This is a genomic window from Actinomadura sp. NBRC 104425, assembly GCF_030269545.1.
Classification (GTDB): Bacteria; Actinomycetota; Actinomycetes; order Streptosporangiales; family Streptosporangiaceae; genus Spirillospora; species Spirillospora keratinilytica.
The window spans coordinates 329392-343723 of the sequence record NZ_BSTN01000005.1 but is presented as its reverse complement, the minus strand read 5'-3'; the positions used below and the strand labels follow the sequence as shown (position 1 = coordinate 343723).

The 14332-nt window shown below is 74.4% G+C and carries 14 protein-coding genes; 5 read left to right on the top strand and 9 right to left on the bottom strand.

Annotated features, from left to right (window positions below):
• Window positions 1–128: 128 nt before the first annotated feature.
• From QSK22_RS11370 to QSK22_RS11355, 4 genes are all read right to left on the bottom strand, one after another.
• Entirely contained in the window at window positions 129–1106 is a 978-nt protein-coding gene (locus tag QSK22_RS11370; protein ID WP_285494039.1) for a lysylphosphatidylglycerol synthase transmembrane domain-containing protein, read from the bottom strand.
• Between the two features lie 9 nt (window positions 1107–1115).
• Window positions 1116–1985 (bottom strand): methyltransferase domain-containing protein, encoded by an 870-nt coding sequence (locus tag QSK22_RS11365; RefSeq protein ID WP_285494038.1) that lies wholly within the window; start codon window positions 1983–1985, stop codon window positions 1116–1118.
• Complete coding sequence (locus tag QSK22_RS11360; protein WP_285494037.1) at window positions 1982–2380, bottom strand: 6-pyruvoyl trahydropterin synthase family protein; 399 nt, start codon at window positions 2378–2380, stop codon at window positions 1982–1984. Before QSK22_RS11360 ends, QSK22_RS11365 begins: the two co-directional genes overlap by 4 nt.
• A 78-nt stretch (window positions 2381–2458) precedes the next feature.
• Window positions 2459–3439 (bottom strand): zinc-dependent alcohol dehydrogenase, encoded by a 981-nt coding sequence (locus QSK22_RS11355; protein WP_285494036.1) that lies wholly within the window; start codon window positions 3437–3439, stop codon window positions 2459–2461.
• 81 nt (window positions 3440–3520) lie between these two features.
• Here QSK22_RS11355 and QSK22_RS11350 point away from each other — a divergent pair, with 81 nt between their 5' ends.
• Window positions 3521–4330, top strand: a complete 810-nt coding sequence (locus tag QSK22_RS11350) for a CDP-alcohol phosphatidyltransferase family protein (RefSeq protein WP_285494035.1) — start codon at window positions 3521–3523, stop codon at window positions 4328–4330.
• A gap of 87 nt (window positions 4331–4417) precedes the next feature.
• Here the strand turns inward: QSK22_RS11350 and QSK22_RS11345 are convergent, their stop codons facing one another.
• Window positions 4418–6028 (bottom strand): MDR family MFS transporter, encoded by a 1611-nt coding sequence (locus QSK22_RS11345; protein WP_285494034.1) that lies wholly within the window; start codon window positions 6026–6028, stop codon window positions 4418–4420.
• A gap of 120 nt (window positions 6029–6148) precedes the next feature.
• Between QSK22_RS11345 and QSK22_RS11340 the strand changes: the two genes are divergently transcribed.
• Window positions 6149–6703 carry a TetR/AcrR family transcriptional regulator gene (locus QSK22_RS11340; protein WP_285494033.1) on the top strand — a complete coding sequence of 185 codons (555 nt, stop codon included), beginning with the start codon at window positions 6149–6151 and terminating at the stop codon, window positions 6701–6703.
• Between the two features lie 109 nt (window positions 6704–6812).
• Entirely contained in the window at window positions 6813–7364 is a 552-nt protein-coding gene (locus QSK22_RS11335; RefSeq protein WP_285494032.1) for an HXXEE domain-containing protein, read from the top strand.
• 131 nt (window positions 7365–7495) lie between these two features.
• Here the strand turns inward: QSK22_RS11335 and QSK22_RS11330 are convergent, their stop codons facing one another.
• The 4 genes from QSK22_RS11330 to QSK22_RS11315 all read right to left on the bottom strand — a co-directional run bounded on the left by QSK22_RS11330 (window position 7496) and on the right by QSK22_RS11315 (window position 11662).
• On the bottom strand, window positions 7496–8983 hold the full coding sequence (locus tag QSK22_RS11330; protein ID WP_285494031.1) for a tripartite tricarboxylate transporter permease: 1488 nt from the start codon (window positions 8981–8983) through the stop codon (window positions 7496–7498).
• Between the two features lies 1 nt (window position 8984).
• Window positions 8985–9512, bottom strand: a complete 528-nt coding sequence (locus QSK22_RS11325; protein ID WP_285494030.1) for a tripartite tricarboxylate transporter TctB family protein — start codon at window positions 9510–9512, stop codon at window positions 8985–8987.
• Entirely contained in the window at window positions 9509–10519 is a 1011-nt protein-coding gene (locus QSK22_RS11320) for a Bug family tripartite tricarboxylate transporter substrate binding protein (RefSeq protein WP_285494029.1), read from the bottom strand. Before QSK22_RS11320 ends, QSK22_RS11325 begins: the two co-directional genes overlap by 4 nt.
• Before the next feature lie 141 nt (window positions 10520–10660).
• On the bottom strand, window positions 10661–11662 hold the full coding sequence (locus tag QSK22_RS11315; protein ID WP_285494028.1) for a tripartite tricarboxylate transporter substrate binding protein: 1002 nt from the start codon (window positions 11660–11662) through the stop codon (window positions 10661–10663).
• 151 nt (window positions 11663–11813) lie between these two features.
• Between QSK22_RS11315 and QSK22_RS11310 the strand changes: the two genes are divergently transcribed.
• Window positions 11814–13478 carry a sensor histidine kinase gene (locus QSK22_RS11310; protein ID WP_285494027.1) on the top strand — a complete coding sequence of 555 codons (1665 nt, stop codon included), beginning with the start codon at window positions 11814–11816 and terminating at the stop codon, window positions 13476–13478.
• Entirely contained in the window at window positions 13475–14167 is a 693-nt protein-coding gene (locus tag QSK22_RS11305) for a response regulator (protein WP_285494026.1), read from the top strand. Before QSK22_RS11310 ends, QSK22_RS11305 begins: the two co-directional genes overlap by 4 nt.
• The last annotated feature ends 165 nt before the right edge of the window (window positions 14168–14332 follow it).

Genomic DNA, 14332 nt, shown 5'->3' with positions numbered 1-14332 from the left:
ACGGTGGGGCACGAGGACCTCCCGGCGGGTGGTGCGAAGTTTCGTCGACTCACACCACGCCAGGAGGTCCTCCCCATTTCAAGATCATCCAGCTGTGTCGCCGTCACCAACGTCCATGGTCAGTACACCTAGCCCTCCCGGGCCAGGCCGACCCTCCTGCGCCAGGACCCCAGGGGCGCCCTGAGGTCGGTTCTTGCGGCGAGCAGGACGGCGGCGCCCGGCAGGCTCGAGACCAGCGCGAGCACCCCGTACACGACGGCGGCGGACAGGCCGAGAGCCGCGCCCAGGCCGGCGGAGCCGAACGCCAGCGTGGCCACGCCCTCGCGCGGCCCCCAGCCGCCGACGCCCACCGGCAGCCCCATGGCCAGCAGCGCCAGCACCATCGGCGGCAGCAGCTGGGCGACCGGCGCGGTCGCTCCGGCGGTGCGCGCCGCCACCACGAACAGCGTCAGATGACCGGCCAGCGCCGCCGCCGACAGCAGCGTGACACCCGGCCACGCACGCCGTGACAGCAGGCCCGTCCGCGCGTCGTCCAGCGCGGCCGCCAGGCCGCGCAGCCACCGCGAGCCGCCCTGCGCCCAGCGCCGTCCCAGCGTGGCGGCCGCGACGGGCACTGTCACCGCCACCGCCGCGGACATCGCACCGGCGGCCAGCACCGTGTCGTGCAGCGCCGCCGGGACGACCGCGGGACGCGCCAGCAGCACCGCCACCCCCGCGACGATGATCGCGGCCTGCCCGGCGGCCCGCTCCAGCGCCACCGCGCGCACGCCGCGGCCCACGTCGCCCTCCTGCCTGCCGTGCCGCACCGCGCGATGCACGTCGCCGAGCAGCCCCGCGGGCAGCACCGCGTTCAAAAACAGCGACCGGTAGTAGTCCCGGACCGCCTGGCCCAGCGGCAGCCGCAGGCCCAGCCGCCGCGCCACCAGGCACCACCGCCCGGCGCACAGCACCGTGGTCGCCGCGCCGATCCCGAGCGCGGCCAGCACCCCGCCCGCGTCGATCATCCGCAGCCCGGCGACGAACGCCCCGGTGCCGACCTGCCAGACCAGCACGCCGATGATGACCGGCGCGGCGAACATCCGCACCCGTCCCAGCAGACCCCGCATCGTCCTTCCTCACCCGCCCGCCGGAAGCGCCAGCAGATCCTCGTGGCCGACGACGGCGCGCAGCTCGCCCGCCGCGCACTGGCGGAGCCGGCGGCGCAGGTACGGGCCCGCCGGCGCGGCCAGCGCGGGGCGCTGCTCGACCGCGTACCGGACCCAGCCGCGCAGCCACTCGGCGGTCAGCGCGGCCCGCGCGGGGCCGAGCCGCCACGGGCTGGGACGGCGGTGCACGGCCATGCCCGCGCGGGCGAACGCCTCGGCGGCCGCGTCCACCGCGTCCGGGCCGAGCTTGCGCGCGGTCGTCCGCGGCAGCGTCACCGGGACGGGCGCCCCCCGGGAGCGGCGCTGGTGCGCGTTGAAGGCCTCGGCGATCGCACCGTCGAGCGGGTCGGCCGGCGCCAGCTCGACGCGCCCGACCACCGACAGCACCAGCAGCGCCGGGACGCCCGCCCCGGCGCACGCCTCGGCCAGGCCGGCCACCTCCGGCCCGGTGAGCAGGTCCAGCAGCGCCGAAGCGGTCACCAGCGACGTGCCGGCCAGGTCCGCCGCGCGCAGCCGGGTGATGTCGCGGCGGTGCGCCTCGGCCGTGACCGCGCCGCCGTCCGCGGTCCGGGCGGGCAGCCGCGCGGCGGCCAGGGCCAGCAGCGCCGGGTCGTGGTCGTAGAGCACCCAGTGCTGCGGGCCGGGCAGCCGCCCGGCGAGCCAGCGCGCCATGGACCCGGTGCCGCAGCCGAGGTCCCGCACGACCAGCGGCCGCGCCGCCCGCCCGGCCAGGTGCGCGCGCAGCGGGTCGAGCAGGCCGGCGGCGCGGGCCTCGGCGTCGGCGTCCTCGCGCAGCTCCAGCCAGCCGGGGTCGATCGCGCCCGCGACGGCCGCGCTCACAGCGCCCGCTCGTAGCTCGCCCACGCGACGTGCGATTCGCGCAGGGTGACGGCGATTTCGGACAGGCCGCGGGCGCCCTCGCCGAGCGCGCCCGCGTGCACCCGTTCGGCCAGCCGGTCGGCGATCACCTTGGCCAGGAACTCGGTGGTGGTGTTGACCCCCGCGAACTCGGGCTCCTCGTCGAGGTTGCGGTAGTCCAGCGCGCCGAGCACCCGTTTCAGCTCGCGGGTCGCCAGCCCGATGTCCACGACCAGGTTGTCGGCGTCCAGTTCGGCGCGGCGGAACGTCGCGTCCACCACGAACGTCGCGCCGTGCAGCCGCTGCGCGGGGCCGAAGACCTCGCCGCGGAAGCTGTGCGCCACCATGAAATGATCACGGACGGTCAGGCTGAACAACTACGGGCCTCTCTGCTCGGTAGGGCCGGCCTCGGGCCGGCGGGGTGTCGTGCGGGGCGCCGGGTGTGCCGGGCCCGGTCACGCCGGGTGGTACACGACCCGGTGGCACAGCGGATGCGCGCGGCCGCCCGCCAGCGCGGGCATCACCGCGGGCAGCTCCTCGAAACCGCACTCGCCGGTGATCAGCGCGTCGTAGGCGGGATCGGCGAGCAGCCGCAGCGCCAGGCGCATCCGGTCGGCGTGGCCGCGGCGCCCGCGCCGGGCGGGCGACACCGCGCCCACTTGGCTGCCGCGCACCACCAGCCGCCGCGAGTGGAACGCCTCGCCCAGCGGCAGGCTCACCCGGCGGTCGCCGTACCAGCTCAGTTCCAGCACCACGCCCTCTGGTACGAGCAGTTCCAGCGAACGGCTCAATCCCGCCTCGGTCGCGCTGGCGTGCACGACCAGATCGCAGTCGCCCAGGGCGTCCGCGGGCGTGGCGAACCCGACGCCCAGCGCCTCGGCGACCGCCGCGCGCGCCGGGTCCACGTCGACGAGCTGCACCCGGACGGCGGGGAACCCCGAAAGCACCTTCGCGACGCTGCAGCCGACCATCCCCGCCCCGACCACGGCGATCCGGTCGCCGAGCATCGGGGCGGCGTCCCACACCGCGTTCACCGCGGTCTCCACCGTCCCGGCCAGTACGGCGCGCGACGCCGGCACGTCGTCGGGCACCGGCGTCACCGCCGAGGCGGGCACGACGTAGCGCGTCTGGTGCGGGTACAGGCAGAACACCGTGCGGCCGACCAGCCCGGACGGCCCTTCCTCCACCACCCCGACGTTGAGGTAGCCGTACTTGACCGGCCCTGGGAACTCGCCTTCCTGGAAGGGCGCGCGCATCGCCTCGTACTGGGAGGCGGGTACGCCGCCGCGGAACACCAGCGCCTCGGTGCCGCGGCTCACCGCCGAGTAGAGCGTGCGCACCACGACTTCGTCCTCGCCCGGAGGCTCCAGGCGGACGGGGCGGATCTCCCCCCGTCCGGGTGCGTTGAGCCAGAACGCGTGAGCCGTACGTAGCACTAGCGACCCTCCAATCCGGAAGGGTCATCGTACGCGGTGATCCCACGCCGCTAGGGGGAGGCAATCGTGGGCAGGGGACGCATGAGCAGATCGCACCAGGGGCCCGTCGCAGGGTTGGTCGCGCAGGTCGGATTGCTGGCGACGCTGACGGCGACCACCGGCCTCGGCCTGGTCGGATGGCTGGCCGGGGTGGCGCACGCCCTGGCGGTGTACACGGCGCTCGACGCGGGGCTGCGCCGCAGCGGCGCGTCCGGGCTCGGCCCCGCCGACCGTGTCACGCTGGCCAGGATGATACTGGCCGGGGGAGCGGCGGCGCTGGTCGCCGACACCGTCCGCGCACCGGCGCCGGTCGCGGTGCTGGTCGCGATGGCAGCCGTCGCGCTGGTGCTGGACGCCGTCGACGGCAGGGTCGCCCGGCGCACCGGGACCGAGTCGGCGCTGGGCGCGCGGTTCGACATGGAGTCCGACGCGTTCCTCATCCTGGTGCTGAGCGTCTTCGTGGCCGGGTCGCTGGGCCTGTGGGTGCTGGCGATCGGCCTGATGAGGTACGTGTTCTTCGCGGCGAGCCGTCCGCTGCCGTGGCTGGGCGCGCCGCTGCCGCCGAGCATGGCCCGCAAGGCCGTGGCCGCCGCGCAGGGCGTCGTCCTGGTCGTGACCGCCGCGGGCGTGCTGCCCCGCCCGGCCGCGATGCTCCTGGTCGGCGCGGCGCTGGCCGGGCTGGTGTGGTCGTTCGGCCGCGACATCGCCTGGCTGCACCGCAACCGCCGGGCCGTGGTCGCTCCGGTGCGCCCCCGCCTGCGGTACTGCCTGCGGTACCGGCTGATCCCGCCCGTGCCGGAGCGTCCCGCGACGCCGGTGCAGCAGCCGCATCCGGTGGGGACGCGCGGTTAGCGCCCGCCACGCGGCAGAGCACGCGCGGAAGGGGCCCTCCTCCTCGCGAGGACGGCCCCTTCGGTATCGGCAGGGTCCGCTAGACGATCACAGGGCGGCGGGTTCGGCCATGGGACGGTCCTCGGCGGACTGCCCGCCGGACGGGCCGCCGCGCAGCGGGACCTCGCGGATGAAGCAGGCGGCGACGAACCCCAGCACGGCGAACGCGGCGGCCCACAGGAAGGCGTTGTGCATGCCCGCGGCGACCGCGTGCTCCACCGCGTCCCGCACGCCCGCGTCCATCTTCTTCAGCAGGGCCGGAGTGAGCTGGCCGCCGCCGCCCGCCAGCCGCTCGCCCGCCTGCTCGCCGAGCCGTTCGGTGAGCGTGGCGGTCAGCTGGTGGCTGTAGACGGCGCCGAGGATGGACACGCCGAGCGAGCCGCCGATCGTGCGGAACAGGGTGGCGGCGCCGCTGGCCGCGCCCATGTCCTTCATCGGCACGCTGTTCTGCGCGATGAGCATCGTGTTCTGCATGAGGAAGCCCAGGCCGGCACCGAGCACGACCATGAACAGGGCGGAGGTGAGCCGCGAGGAGCCGACCGTGAGCTGGGCCAGCAGCAGCATGCCCGCGGCCATGACCAGCCCGCCCAGGATCGGGTAGATGCGGTAGCGGCCGGTCCTGGTCACCAGCTGTCCGACGGTCACGCTGGTCACCAGCACGCCCAGCATCAGCGGCAGCAGGAGCAGGCCGCTGTTGGTCGCCGAGGCGCCCTGCACCAGCTGCTGGTACTGCGGCAGGAACGTCACCGCGCCGAACATGGCGAAACCGACGACGAAGCCCAGCACCGAGACCAGCGAGAAGTTGCCGTTGCGGAACAGGCGCAGCGGCAGGATGGGATCGGCGGCCCGCAGTTCCCACAGCAGGAACAGCGCCAGTGTCACGGCGGTCGCGACGCCCAGCCCGATGATCGTGCTGGAGCCCCACGCGTACTCGGTGCCGCCCCAGCTGGTCATCAGCGACAGGCAGATGATGGAGGCGGCCAGCAGGGCCGCGCCCAGGTAGTCGATGCGGGCCGCGCCGCGCCGGCGCCTGGGCAGGTGCATGGTCAGCGCGGTGACCACCAGTGCCAGCCCGCCGAGCGGCAGGTTGACGTAGAAGGCCCAGCGCCAGTCGAGGTGGTCGGTGACGAACCCGCCGAGCAGCGGTCCGCCGATCATCGCCACCGGCATCACCGCGGCCATCAGCCCCTGGTAGCGGCCGCGCTCGCGGGGCGGCACCAGATCGCCGATGATGGCCATGGCGCCGACCAGCAACCCGCCCGCGCCCAGGCCCTGCACACCGCGGAACGCGATCAGCTGGCCCATGCTCTGTGCCATCCCCGCCAGCGCCGACCCGAGCAGGAACAGCACGATCGAGGCGATGAACATGCCCTTGCGGCCGTAGAGGTCGCCGAGCTTGCCCCAGATCGGGGTGGCCGCGGCGGTCGCCAGCGCGTAAGCGGTGACCACCCACGACAGGTGCGCCAGCCCGCCCAGCTCACCGACGATCGTCGGCATCGCGGTGCCGACCACCATGTTGTCGAGCATCGACAGCAGCATGCCGATCATCAGGCCGCTCATGGCCGTGTAGATCTGGCGCCTGCTCATCGGCGCCGGCGGCGCCTCCTCGGCCGCCCCGTCAGGCGCCCCCTGCGGCGCATGTTGGCGCGACTGCGTCATCATTCCCCCTCGTGGACATCGGCAGGCTACTTACCTGCCGCCCGGCTAGTTTGTTTTACCTGCTGCACGGTAGGCTACGAACTAGCCGGGCGTCAAGTAAGTTTGCGGAGGGAGGATCACATGCCCCGACGACGCGGCGACACCCGCGAGCAGATCCGCGAGGTCGCGCTGGAACTGTTCGCCGAGCAGGGCTACGAGAAGACCTCGCTCCGCGAGATCGCCGAACGGCTCGGCGTGACCAAGGCGGCGCTGTACTACCACTTCAAGACCAAAGAGGACATCGTCACCAGCCTCTTCGAGGACTTCAAGGCCGACGTCGACGAGCTGTGCGCCTGGGCGCGCGAGCAGCCGGTCACCCCAGAGCTGCGGCGCGAGGTCGTCCGCCGCTACGCCGAGATCCTCAGGAGGTCCGGCGGCAGGCTGATGCGGTTCATGCTCGAGAACGGGCCCGCCGTGCGGGAGATGAAGGCCGGCGGTGACGCGCGCGAGCGCTTCCGGGCGTTCACCGACATCCTGGTCGACAAGGACGCGAGCCTGCCCGACCAGATCCGCGCCCGGCTGTCGCTGCTCAGCCTGAACATGTCCCTCGTCCTGCAGAACGAGATCGGCGCCGACGACGAGGCCGTGTACGCCGCCGCGCTGGAGGTCGCCCTCGACCTGCTCCCGCCCGGCTGAAGCCCGCCCGGCCGAGCGGCCCCGCCGGACGCCTCGTCGCGCTTCCCGCCCGCCGGACGGCGCCATCATCGGGGCGAAACCTCCGTGGCCGAGCTGACATGCTCTGTGCATGAGCGGAGACGGGAAGGCGCGGCGCGACGGGGCCGTCGGCGCCGCGATCACGCTGGGGCTGCTGGCGGCGTGGGCGGTGCACGACGCGGAGGAGGTCGCCGCGATGCCGAAGTGGAGCCGCGACCGCGTGCCGCGGCTGCGTGAGCGGTACCCGCAGGTGCCGGACGCGCTGTGGCGGTCCCTGGAGTCGGCCGGCGGACGCGAGTTCGCCGCCGCCGTCGCGGTGATGGCGGTGCCGGTGGCCGCCGCTGCCGCCGACGGGCACCGCACGCGCGGCCGTTCGGCGCTCTACCAGACCGTGCTCGACGGCTTCGGCCTGCACGGTGCGGTGCACCTGGCGCAGGCGGCGGCCGTGCGCGGATACACGCCCGGGTCGGTCACGTCGGCGGCGGTGGTGATCCCCTTCACGCTGTGGGCGCGCGGGCGGCTGCGGCGCGCGGGAGTCCTGCGCCCCACCCGGCCCGGCGACGCCGTCCAGGCCCTCGCGTTCGCGGCGGCGGCCGTCGCGGGCTCGCACATGGTGGCGCGCAGGGTGCTCCGCCGCAGGTGAAGCCGGACGCGGCGGCATCCGTCCCCATGGCGGCCCCGCCGGACGCAAAAAGGCGATCTGGGGACGGTGGGCGAGGGAGCACGTCCACCGGCCCCAGATCGCCGTGCGGGGGCGGTCGAAAAAGCCGGTCGTCAGCCGGCGCGGCGGCGCAGGACGGGCACCCTGCGCAGCAGCGGCCACAGCACGATCAACGCGACGATCACGTACACGGCCACCGCAAACGGGGTGTTGACCAGGCCCGACACGCTGCCGTCGCTGATCTGCAGGGCGCGCCGCAGCTGCTGCTCGGCGTTCGGGCCGAGGATCACGCCGATGACGGCGGGCAGCACCGGCAGCCCGTAGCGGCGCATGCCGAACCCGACCAGCCCGATGATCAGCAGGATGACCAGGTCGACGACCTCGCCGCCGACCGCGTACGCGCCCACCGCCGCGAAGAACAGGATCCCCGCGTACAGGTACTGGCGCGGGATGCGCAGCAGCTTGGCCCACAGCGGCGCCAGCGGCAGGTTCAGCGCCAGCAGCAGCACCATGCCGACGAACAGCGAGGCGATCAGGCCCCACACCAGCTCCGGCTCGCGTTCGAACAGCAGCGGGCCCGGCTGCAGCCCGTACTGCTGGAACGCCGCCAGCATCACCGCGGCCACCGCCGTCGTCGGCAGTCCCAGCGTCAGCATGGAGCCCAGCGTCCCGGCGGCCGACGCCGCCGACTCCGGACCCGCCACGCCCTCGATCGCGCCCCTGCCCCAGTCGTCGCGGTGCTTGGACAGCCGCTTCTCGGTGACATAGGACAGGAACGTCGGGATCTCCGCGCCGCCCGCCGGGATCGCGCCGAACGGGAAGCCGATCAGCGGGCCGCGCAGCCACGCCTTCCAGGTGCGCCTGACGTCGTCGCGGCCGAGCCAGGGACGGCCCACCGGGATCGCCTCGGCGGCGGTGCGGCGCAGGTGCGCCGCCACCCACAGCGCCTCGCCGATCGCGAACAGCCCGACCGCGACGATCACCACGTCGATGCCGTCGGCCAGCTGCAGCGACCCGAACGTCAGCCGCTGCTGGCCGGTCATCTGGTCCAGCCCGACCAGGCCGATGACCAGGCCGATCAGCAGGGACGCCAGCCCGCGGACGCGGGAGGCGCCCAGCACCGACGTCACCGCGATGAACGCCAGCACCATGATGGCGAAGTAGTCCGGCGCGCCGAAGCCGACGGCCAGGTCGGCGACGGCCGGGGCCAGCGCGACCAGCAGCAGCGTGCCGATCATGCCGCCGGTGAAGTGGCCGATGGCGGCGGCCGCCAGCGCCTGCGCGCCGCGCCCGGACTTGGCCATCGGATGGCCCTCCATCGCCGCGACCACGGCGGCGCTCTCCCCGGGCGTGTTCAGCAGGATCGACGTGGTGGACCCGCCGAACATGGCGCCGTAGTAGATGCCCGCGAACATGATGAACGCGCCGGTCGGGTCCAACCCGTAGGTGACCGGGAGCAGCAGCGCGACGGCCATCGCCGGGCCGATGCCGGGCAGCACCCCGATCGCGGTGCCCAGCAGCACCCCGATCGCCGCCCACAGCAGGCTCAGCGGGGTGAGCGCCGTGCCGAACCCGTCCAGCAGGTCGCCGAAGGCGTCCATGTCACAGCACTCCCATCAGCGGGCCGCCGGGCAGCGGCACCCCGAGCAGGTCGTTGAAGACGACATAGGTGACCAGTGACAGCACCGCGGCGATCAGCGGGTCGCGGTCGAACCGCCGGCTGCCGAGGGCGTACGCGGCGCCCCAGAACAGCAGCGCCCCGGCGGCGGGGAAGCCGAGCGGCTCGATCAGCGCCGCCGCGGCCAGGAACACCCCGGCCAGCAGCAGCACCGTGCGCCAGTCGGCCGGCTCGGACAGGTCGACGTCCTCGCCGCCCTCGGCCTCGCCGCGGCCGCCGCGCAGCACGTCCACGGCCAGCAGCGCCGCCACGGCCAGCAGTCCCGCGCCGACCGCGATCGGCATGGTGCGCGGACCGACCGGGCCGCGCTGGGTGATCTCCACGTGCATGGTCAGCGCGTCGAACAGGGTCAGCGCGCCGACCGCCAGCAGCAGGACGCACACGCCGAGTTCGGAGTGCTCGCGCAGCCACGAGCGGCGTCCGGCCGCCGCGGGGGTGCCGGTGCCGCTCACAGTCCCAGCTCCTTCAGCACCGACACCACGCGCCGGTCCTGTTCGGCCAGGAAGCGGCCGAACTCCTCGCCGGTCAGGAAGGCGTCGCTCCAGCCGTTCTTGCGCATCGACTCCCGCCACTGCGGCGAGTCGTGCAGCTCCTCGAACAGCCGGACGAGCTTGCCGCGTTCGGTGTCCGACAGCCCCGGCGGGGCGACGATGCCGCGCCAGTTGGTGAAGTCCACGTTGTAACCGGCCTCCTGCAGGGTGGGCGCGTCCAGCCCGGGCACCCGTTCGGTGCCGGTGACGGCCAGCAGCCGCAGCTCGCCGGACCGGATCTGGTCGAGGTACTCGCCGACGCCGGACACGCCGAAGGCGACCTTGCTGCCGAGGATCGAGGCGAGCAGCTCGCCGCCGCCGTCGAAGGGGATGTAGTTGACCTGCTTGGGCGCGATCCCGGCGGCCTGCGCCATCAGCATGGGCGCCAGGTGGTCGGGCCCGCCGGGGGACGAGCCGCCGCCGACCGGCAGCTTGCCGGGGTCCTCGCGCCACGCCTTGATCAGCTCGCCGATCGTCCGGTACGGGGAGTCCTTGGCGACCACGACGACGTCCTGCTCCTCGGTGAGCCGGGCGATCGGCGTGGTGTCGGCGAGGGTCTTGGGGCTGTGGTTGGACCGGGCCGCGCCGACCACGCCCAGCCCCATGGACATCGCGAGCTTGCCGTTGCCGTGCTCGCTCACCAACCGGGACAGCCCGACGGTGCCGCCGGCGCCGGGCAGGTTGAACACCTCGATGCCGTGGGTCAGCCCGGCGTCCTCGGCGTCCCGGGCGGCGGTGCGGGCGGTGATGTCGTAACCGCCGCCGGGGGTGTTGGGGACCATGAAGCGCAGGCCGGGGATCCGCGTGCCGGTGTCGGCGCCGCTGCCGGTGGTCAGCAGCGGCGGTCCCGCGAGCACGAGCACGACGGCCCCCAGCAGCGCGAGCAGGGTGCGCAGGCGCACGTATGCCACCACCTGTCGGTACGTCATGGGTCATCACGGGGTGTGAAGTGGCCCACATGTTGCCCGTGTGTTAACAGCCTGTCTCGCTTCCGGAACCAACGGAGGTTGTGGTCGTTGTGTTCACGGGGTGCGTCGGCGGAAGCGCCGTCCGGCGAGCGGAACGGAAGGTCAGGCCGCGCCGAGGCCGGCCAGGAACCGCGCGACGGCCCGGCTCTGCGCGTCCAGGAACGCGGCGTACTCCTCGCCGGTGGCGAACGCGTCGATCCAGCCGTGCTTGGCGAGCTCGGCCTTCCACGCGCGGGTGCGGCGCAGCGCGGACAGCGCCTCCACCCAGGTGCGCCGGTCGTCGGCGCTGATGCCGGGCGGGGCGACGATGCCGCGCCAGTTGGTGAACACCAGGTCGATGCCCTGGGATCTGAGGGTGGGCACGTCGGCGAGCGCGGGCGCGGGACGGTCGGACGTCACGGCGAGCACGCGCAGCTGACCGGCGCGGATCTGCCCCAGCAGCTCGCCGAACCCGCTGGCCCCGAAGGTGAGCCTGCCGTCCAGCAGCACCGGCAGCAGCTCCCCGCCGCCCCCGTCGTAGGACTTGTAGCGGACCCGCCGGGGATCGATGCCGACGGCCTGGGCGAGCTGCATGGACATCAGGTGGTCGGGGCCGCCGGGGGACGAGCCGCCGCCGACCGTCACCCGCGCCGGGTCCTTCTGCCACGCGGCGACCAGCTCGCCGATCGTCCGGTACGGCGAGTTCCGCGGCACCACCACGGCGCCCGGCTCCTCGACCAGCCGCGCGATCGGGGTGGTGTGCGCGACGGTCGCCCGCGCGCCCGACACCGACGAGGCGCCCAGCACCCCCAGGCCCATCTGCATGGCCAGCCGGCCGTTGCCGCGCTCATCGACGATGCGCTGCAGGCCGACCACCCCGCCCGCGCCCGGCAGGTTGAACACCTGCACGTCCGGGGCGATCCCGGTGTCCTTCATAACCTTGGCGGCGGTGCGGGCGGTGGTGTCGTAGCCGCCGCCGGGGATGTTCGGCACCATGATCCGCAGATCGGCGCCGGGCCGCGCCGCCGTCCCCGGCCACGGCCCGCAGGCGGCCGCCGCCGTCAGGACCAGCGCCGCCCAGACGGCGAGCAGGGCGCGCGGAAGCCGCGCCGCAGTGCCCCCCATCACACCCCTCTCTTCCGCTCGCGGCCCGCGGGCGCCATGATTGTGCGACTCGTCACCCGCCGTCCGGATCAGGCAGGTCCGGACCCGTTGCGTACTGAAGATTGAGTCCATCGTGGTCGCCCCGTTCCGCCGTCATAGTCTCGCGGGCGAGATGCTGGTGCTCCAGCTCGCCATCGTCGTGATGGTGCTGCTGGCGGTCGCCGCGATCTCGCTGGCCCAGTCCGAGGCCACCTTCAACCGGGTCGAGGGACGCCGCGTCGTCGCGCTGGCCGAGCAGCTGGCCGCCAACCCGCTGGTGCGCAGTCGGCTCGCGCGGCCCGCACCGCACGAGACCCTCGCCCCGCTCGTCCAGTCCACCCTCACCGAGTCGGGGGTCAGCTCCGTCACGGTCGCCGACGCGGGCGGCCGGATCGTCAGCGCCACCGACCCCACGGTGATCGGCGCGCGCATGCCGCTCGGCGCGGGCGCCGCCGCGGGCCGCGGCTGGTCCGGCGAGCTGACCCTGGGCGGCAGCCGCGAACTGGTGGCGCAGGTCCCGGTGCTCGGCGAGGCGGAGGGCACCCTGGGCCGGCAGCTGGGCATCGTCATGATCGGCGAGGAGTCCCCGACCGTATGGCAGCGGCTCGCCGGCGCGTCCTCCGACCTGCTGGTCTACCTCGGCCTGGCCAGCGGGCTCGGGGTGGCCGGGTCCTGGCTGCTGGCGCGGCGCGTCAAACGGCAGACCCTCGGCCTGGAGCCGCGCGAGATCGCCGGGCTTGCCGAGTACCGCGAGGCCATGCTGTACGGCATCGCCGAGGGCGTGGTCGCCCTGGACCCGCAGCATCGGATCACCCTGGTCAACGAGATGGGGCGGCGGCTGCTCGACCTGCCCGCCGGCTGCGTCGGGCAGAGCCTGGCCGAACTCGGCATCGGCGGCCGGCTCCGCGACGTCCTCACCGGCGCCCACGACGGCGCCGACGACGGCGCCGACGACGGGGTGCAGCGGCGCGACGAGGTGGTCATCCGCCGCGGCCGGGTGCTGGTGATGAACCGGATGACCGTGGAGAAGGACGGCCGCGTGCTCGGCTCGGTCACCACCCTGCGCGACCGCACCGAGCTGGCCCGCCTGGAGCGCGAACTGGGCTCGTTCCGCAGCACCTCCGAGCTGCTGCGCGCCCAGGCCCACGAGTTCGCCAACCAGCTGCACACCATCTCCGGGCTGATCCAGATCGGGGAGCAGGACGAGGTGGTCCGCTACATCCGGGCGCTCAAGCAGCACCGCCAGGCCCTGGACGTCACGCTCAGCCGCCGGGTCCGCGACGGCGCCGTCGCCGCGCTGCTGATGGCCAAGTCGTCGCTGGCCGCCGAACGCCGGGTCGCGCTGCGCATCTCCGAGCGCACCGCCCTGGACCGCCTGGCCCCTGAGGACGCCGCCGATGTGGCGACCGTGGTCGGCAACCTGGTCGACAACGCCGTGGACGCCGCCGCCTCGGCCGGCGCCGCGTCCGGGAACATGTCCGGCGGCACGACCGGGACCGGGGGCGATGCCTGGGTGGAGGTGGAATTGCGGCAGGATGCCTCCAGCGTGGAGATCGTGGTGCGCGACTCCGGTCCCGGCGTGGCGCCCGAACTGGCCCAGGAGGTGTTCTCCCACGGCTTCACCACCAAGGCCGCCCAGGAGGGCGGGCGCGGCATCGGCCTGGCCCTCACCCGCCTGGTCTGCGAGCGGCACGGCGGTGAGATCTCGGTGACCAACACGCCCGAGGGGGCCATGTTCGTCGCCCGCATGACCGTCCGCGCCCTGGCCGACGAGACGACGGAAGGAGCCCGCCCATGAGCGAGCCGGCCGGCCCGATCGACGTGCTGGTGGTCGAGGACGACTTCATGGTGGCCCGGGTGCACCGCGCGTTCGTCGAACGGGTCCGCCCGTTCCGGGTGGCGGGCGCGGCCGCCACCGGCGGGGAGGCGATCGAGGCCGTCGACCGGCTGCGGCCCGACCTGGTGCTGCTCGACCTGTACCTGCCGGACATGTTCGGCCTGGACGTCATCCCGCGGCTGCGCACGGCCGGGCACGACTGCGACGTGATGGTGATCAGCGCGGCGCGGGAGGCCGAGACGCTGCGCGGCGCCGTCCGCCAGGGCGTCGTGGACTACCTGCTCAAGCCGTTCGAATTCGAGGACCTGCGGCCCCGCCTGGAGCGCTACGCGGCCCGCCGCCGGCGCCTGCTGACCACGGTGGTGCGCGGGCAGGCGGACGTCGACCGCGTCCTGGCCGGCGCCGCCGTGCCCGCGCCGGCCGCCACCCTGCCCAAGGGCATGAGCGTGGAGACGGCCGAGCTGATCGAGCGGGCCCTGCGCAACGCCGACGGCAGCATGTCGGCCTCCGAGTGCGCGGCCCTGACCGGCGTCTCCCGGGTCAGCGCCCGCCGCTACCTGGAGCATTTCGCCGCCGTCGGCAGCGCCGAGGTGTCCCTGCGCTACGGCGTCGCGGGCCGCCCCGAACGCCGCTACAGCTGGTGCGGCTGACCCCGCCTGCGCCCCGTCCGGCGCACCGGCGGTGAACCGCACCCCGCGGCCGGGCCGTACGGCTTGTCGTCAGGCCCCGGGCCGGACGCGTCCGCAGCGAGGCGCGTGCCTGGGCGGTTCCGGTCGAGGAGGACGAGGTGCACGCAGACAAGAGGGTTCCCGCGG

Bases quoted from the DNA above. Each gene is read 5' to 3' on its own strand.
- QSK22_RS11370 (WP_285494039.1), bottom strand. From the start codon at position 1,106: ATGCGGGGTCTGCTGGGACGGGTGCGGATGTTCGCCGCGCCGGTCATC.
- QSK22_RS11350 (WP_285494035.1), top strand. From the start codon at position 3,521: ATGAGCAGATCGCACCAGGGGCCCGTCGCAGGGTTGGTCGCGCAGGTC.
- QSK22_RS11345 (WP_285494034.1), bottom strand. From the start codon at position 6,028: ATGACGCAGTCGCGCCAACATGCGCCGCAGGGGGCGCCTGACGGGGCG.
- QSK22_RS11340 (WP_285494033.1), top strand. From the start codon at position 6,149: ATGCCCCGACGACGCGGCGACACCCGCGAGCAGATCCGCGAGGTCGCG.
- QSK22_RS11335 (WP_285494032.1), top strand. From the start codon at position 6,813: ATGAGCGGAGACGGGAAGGCGCGGCGCGACGGGGCCGTCGGCGCCGCG.
- QSK22_RS11330 (WP_285494031.1), bottom strand. From the start codon at position 8,983: ATGGACGCCTTCGGCGACCTGCTGGACGGGTTCGGCACGGCGCTCACC.
- QSK22_RS11320 (WP_285494029.1), bottom strand. From the start codon at position 10,519: ATGACGTACCGACAGGTGGTGGCATACGTGCGCCTGCGCACCCTGCTC.
- QSK22_RS11315 (WP_285494028.1), bottom strand. From the start codon at position 11,662: ATGGGGGGCACTGCGGCGCGGCTTCCGCGCGCCCTGCTCGCCGTCTGG.
- QSK22_RS11310 (WP_285494027.1), top strand. From the start codon at position 11,814: ATGCTGGTGCTCCAGCTCGCCATCGTCGTGATGGTGCTGCTGGCGGTC.
- QSK22_RS11305 (WP_285494026.1), top strand. From the start codon at position 13,475: ATGAGCGAGCCGGCCGGCCCGATCGACGTGCTGGTGGTCGAGGACGAC.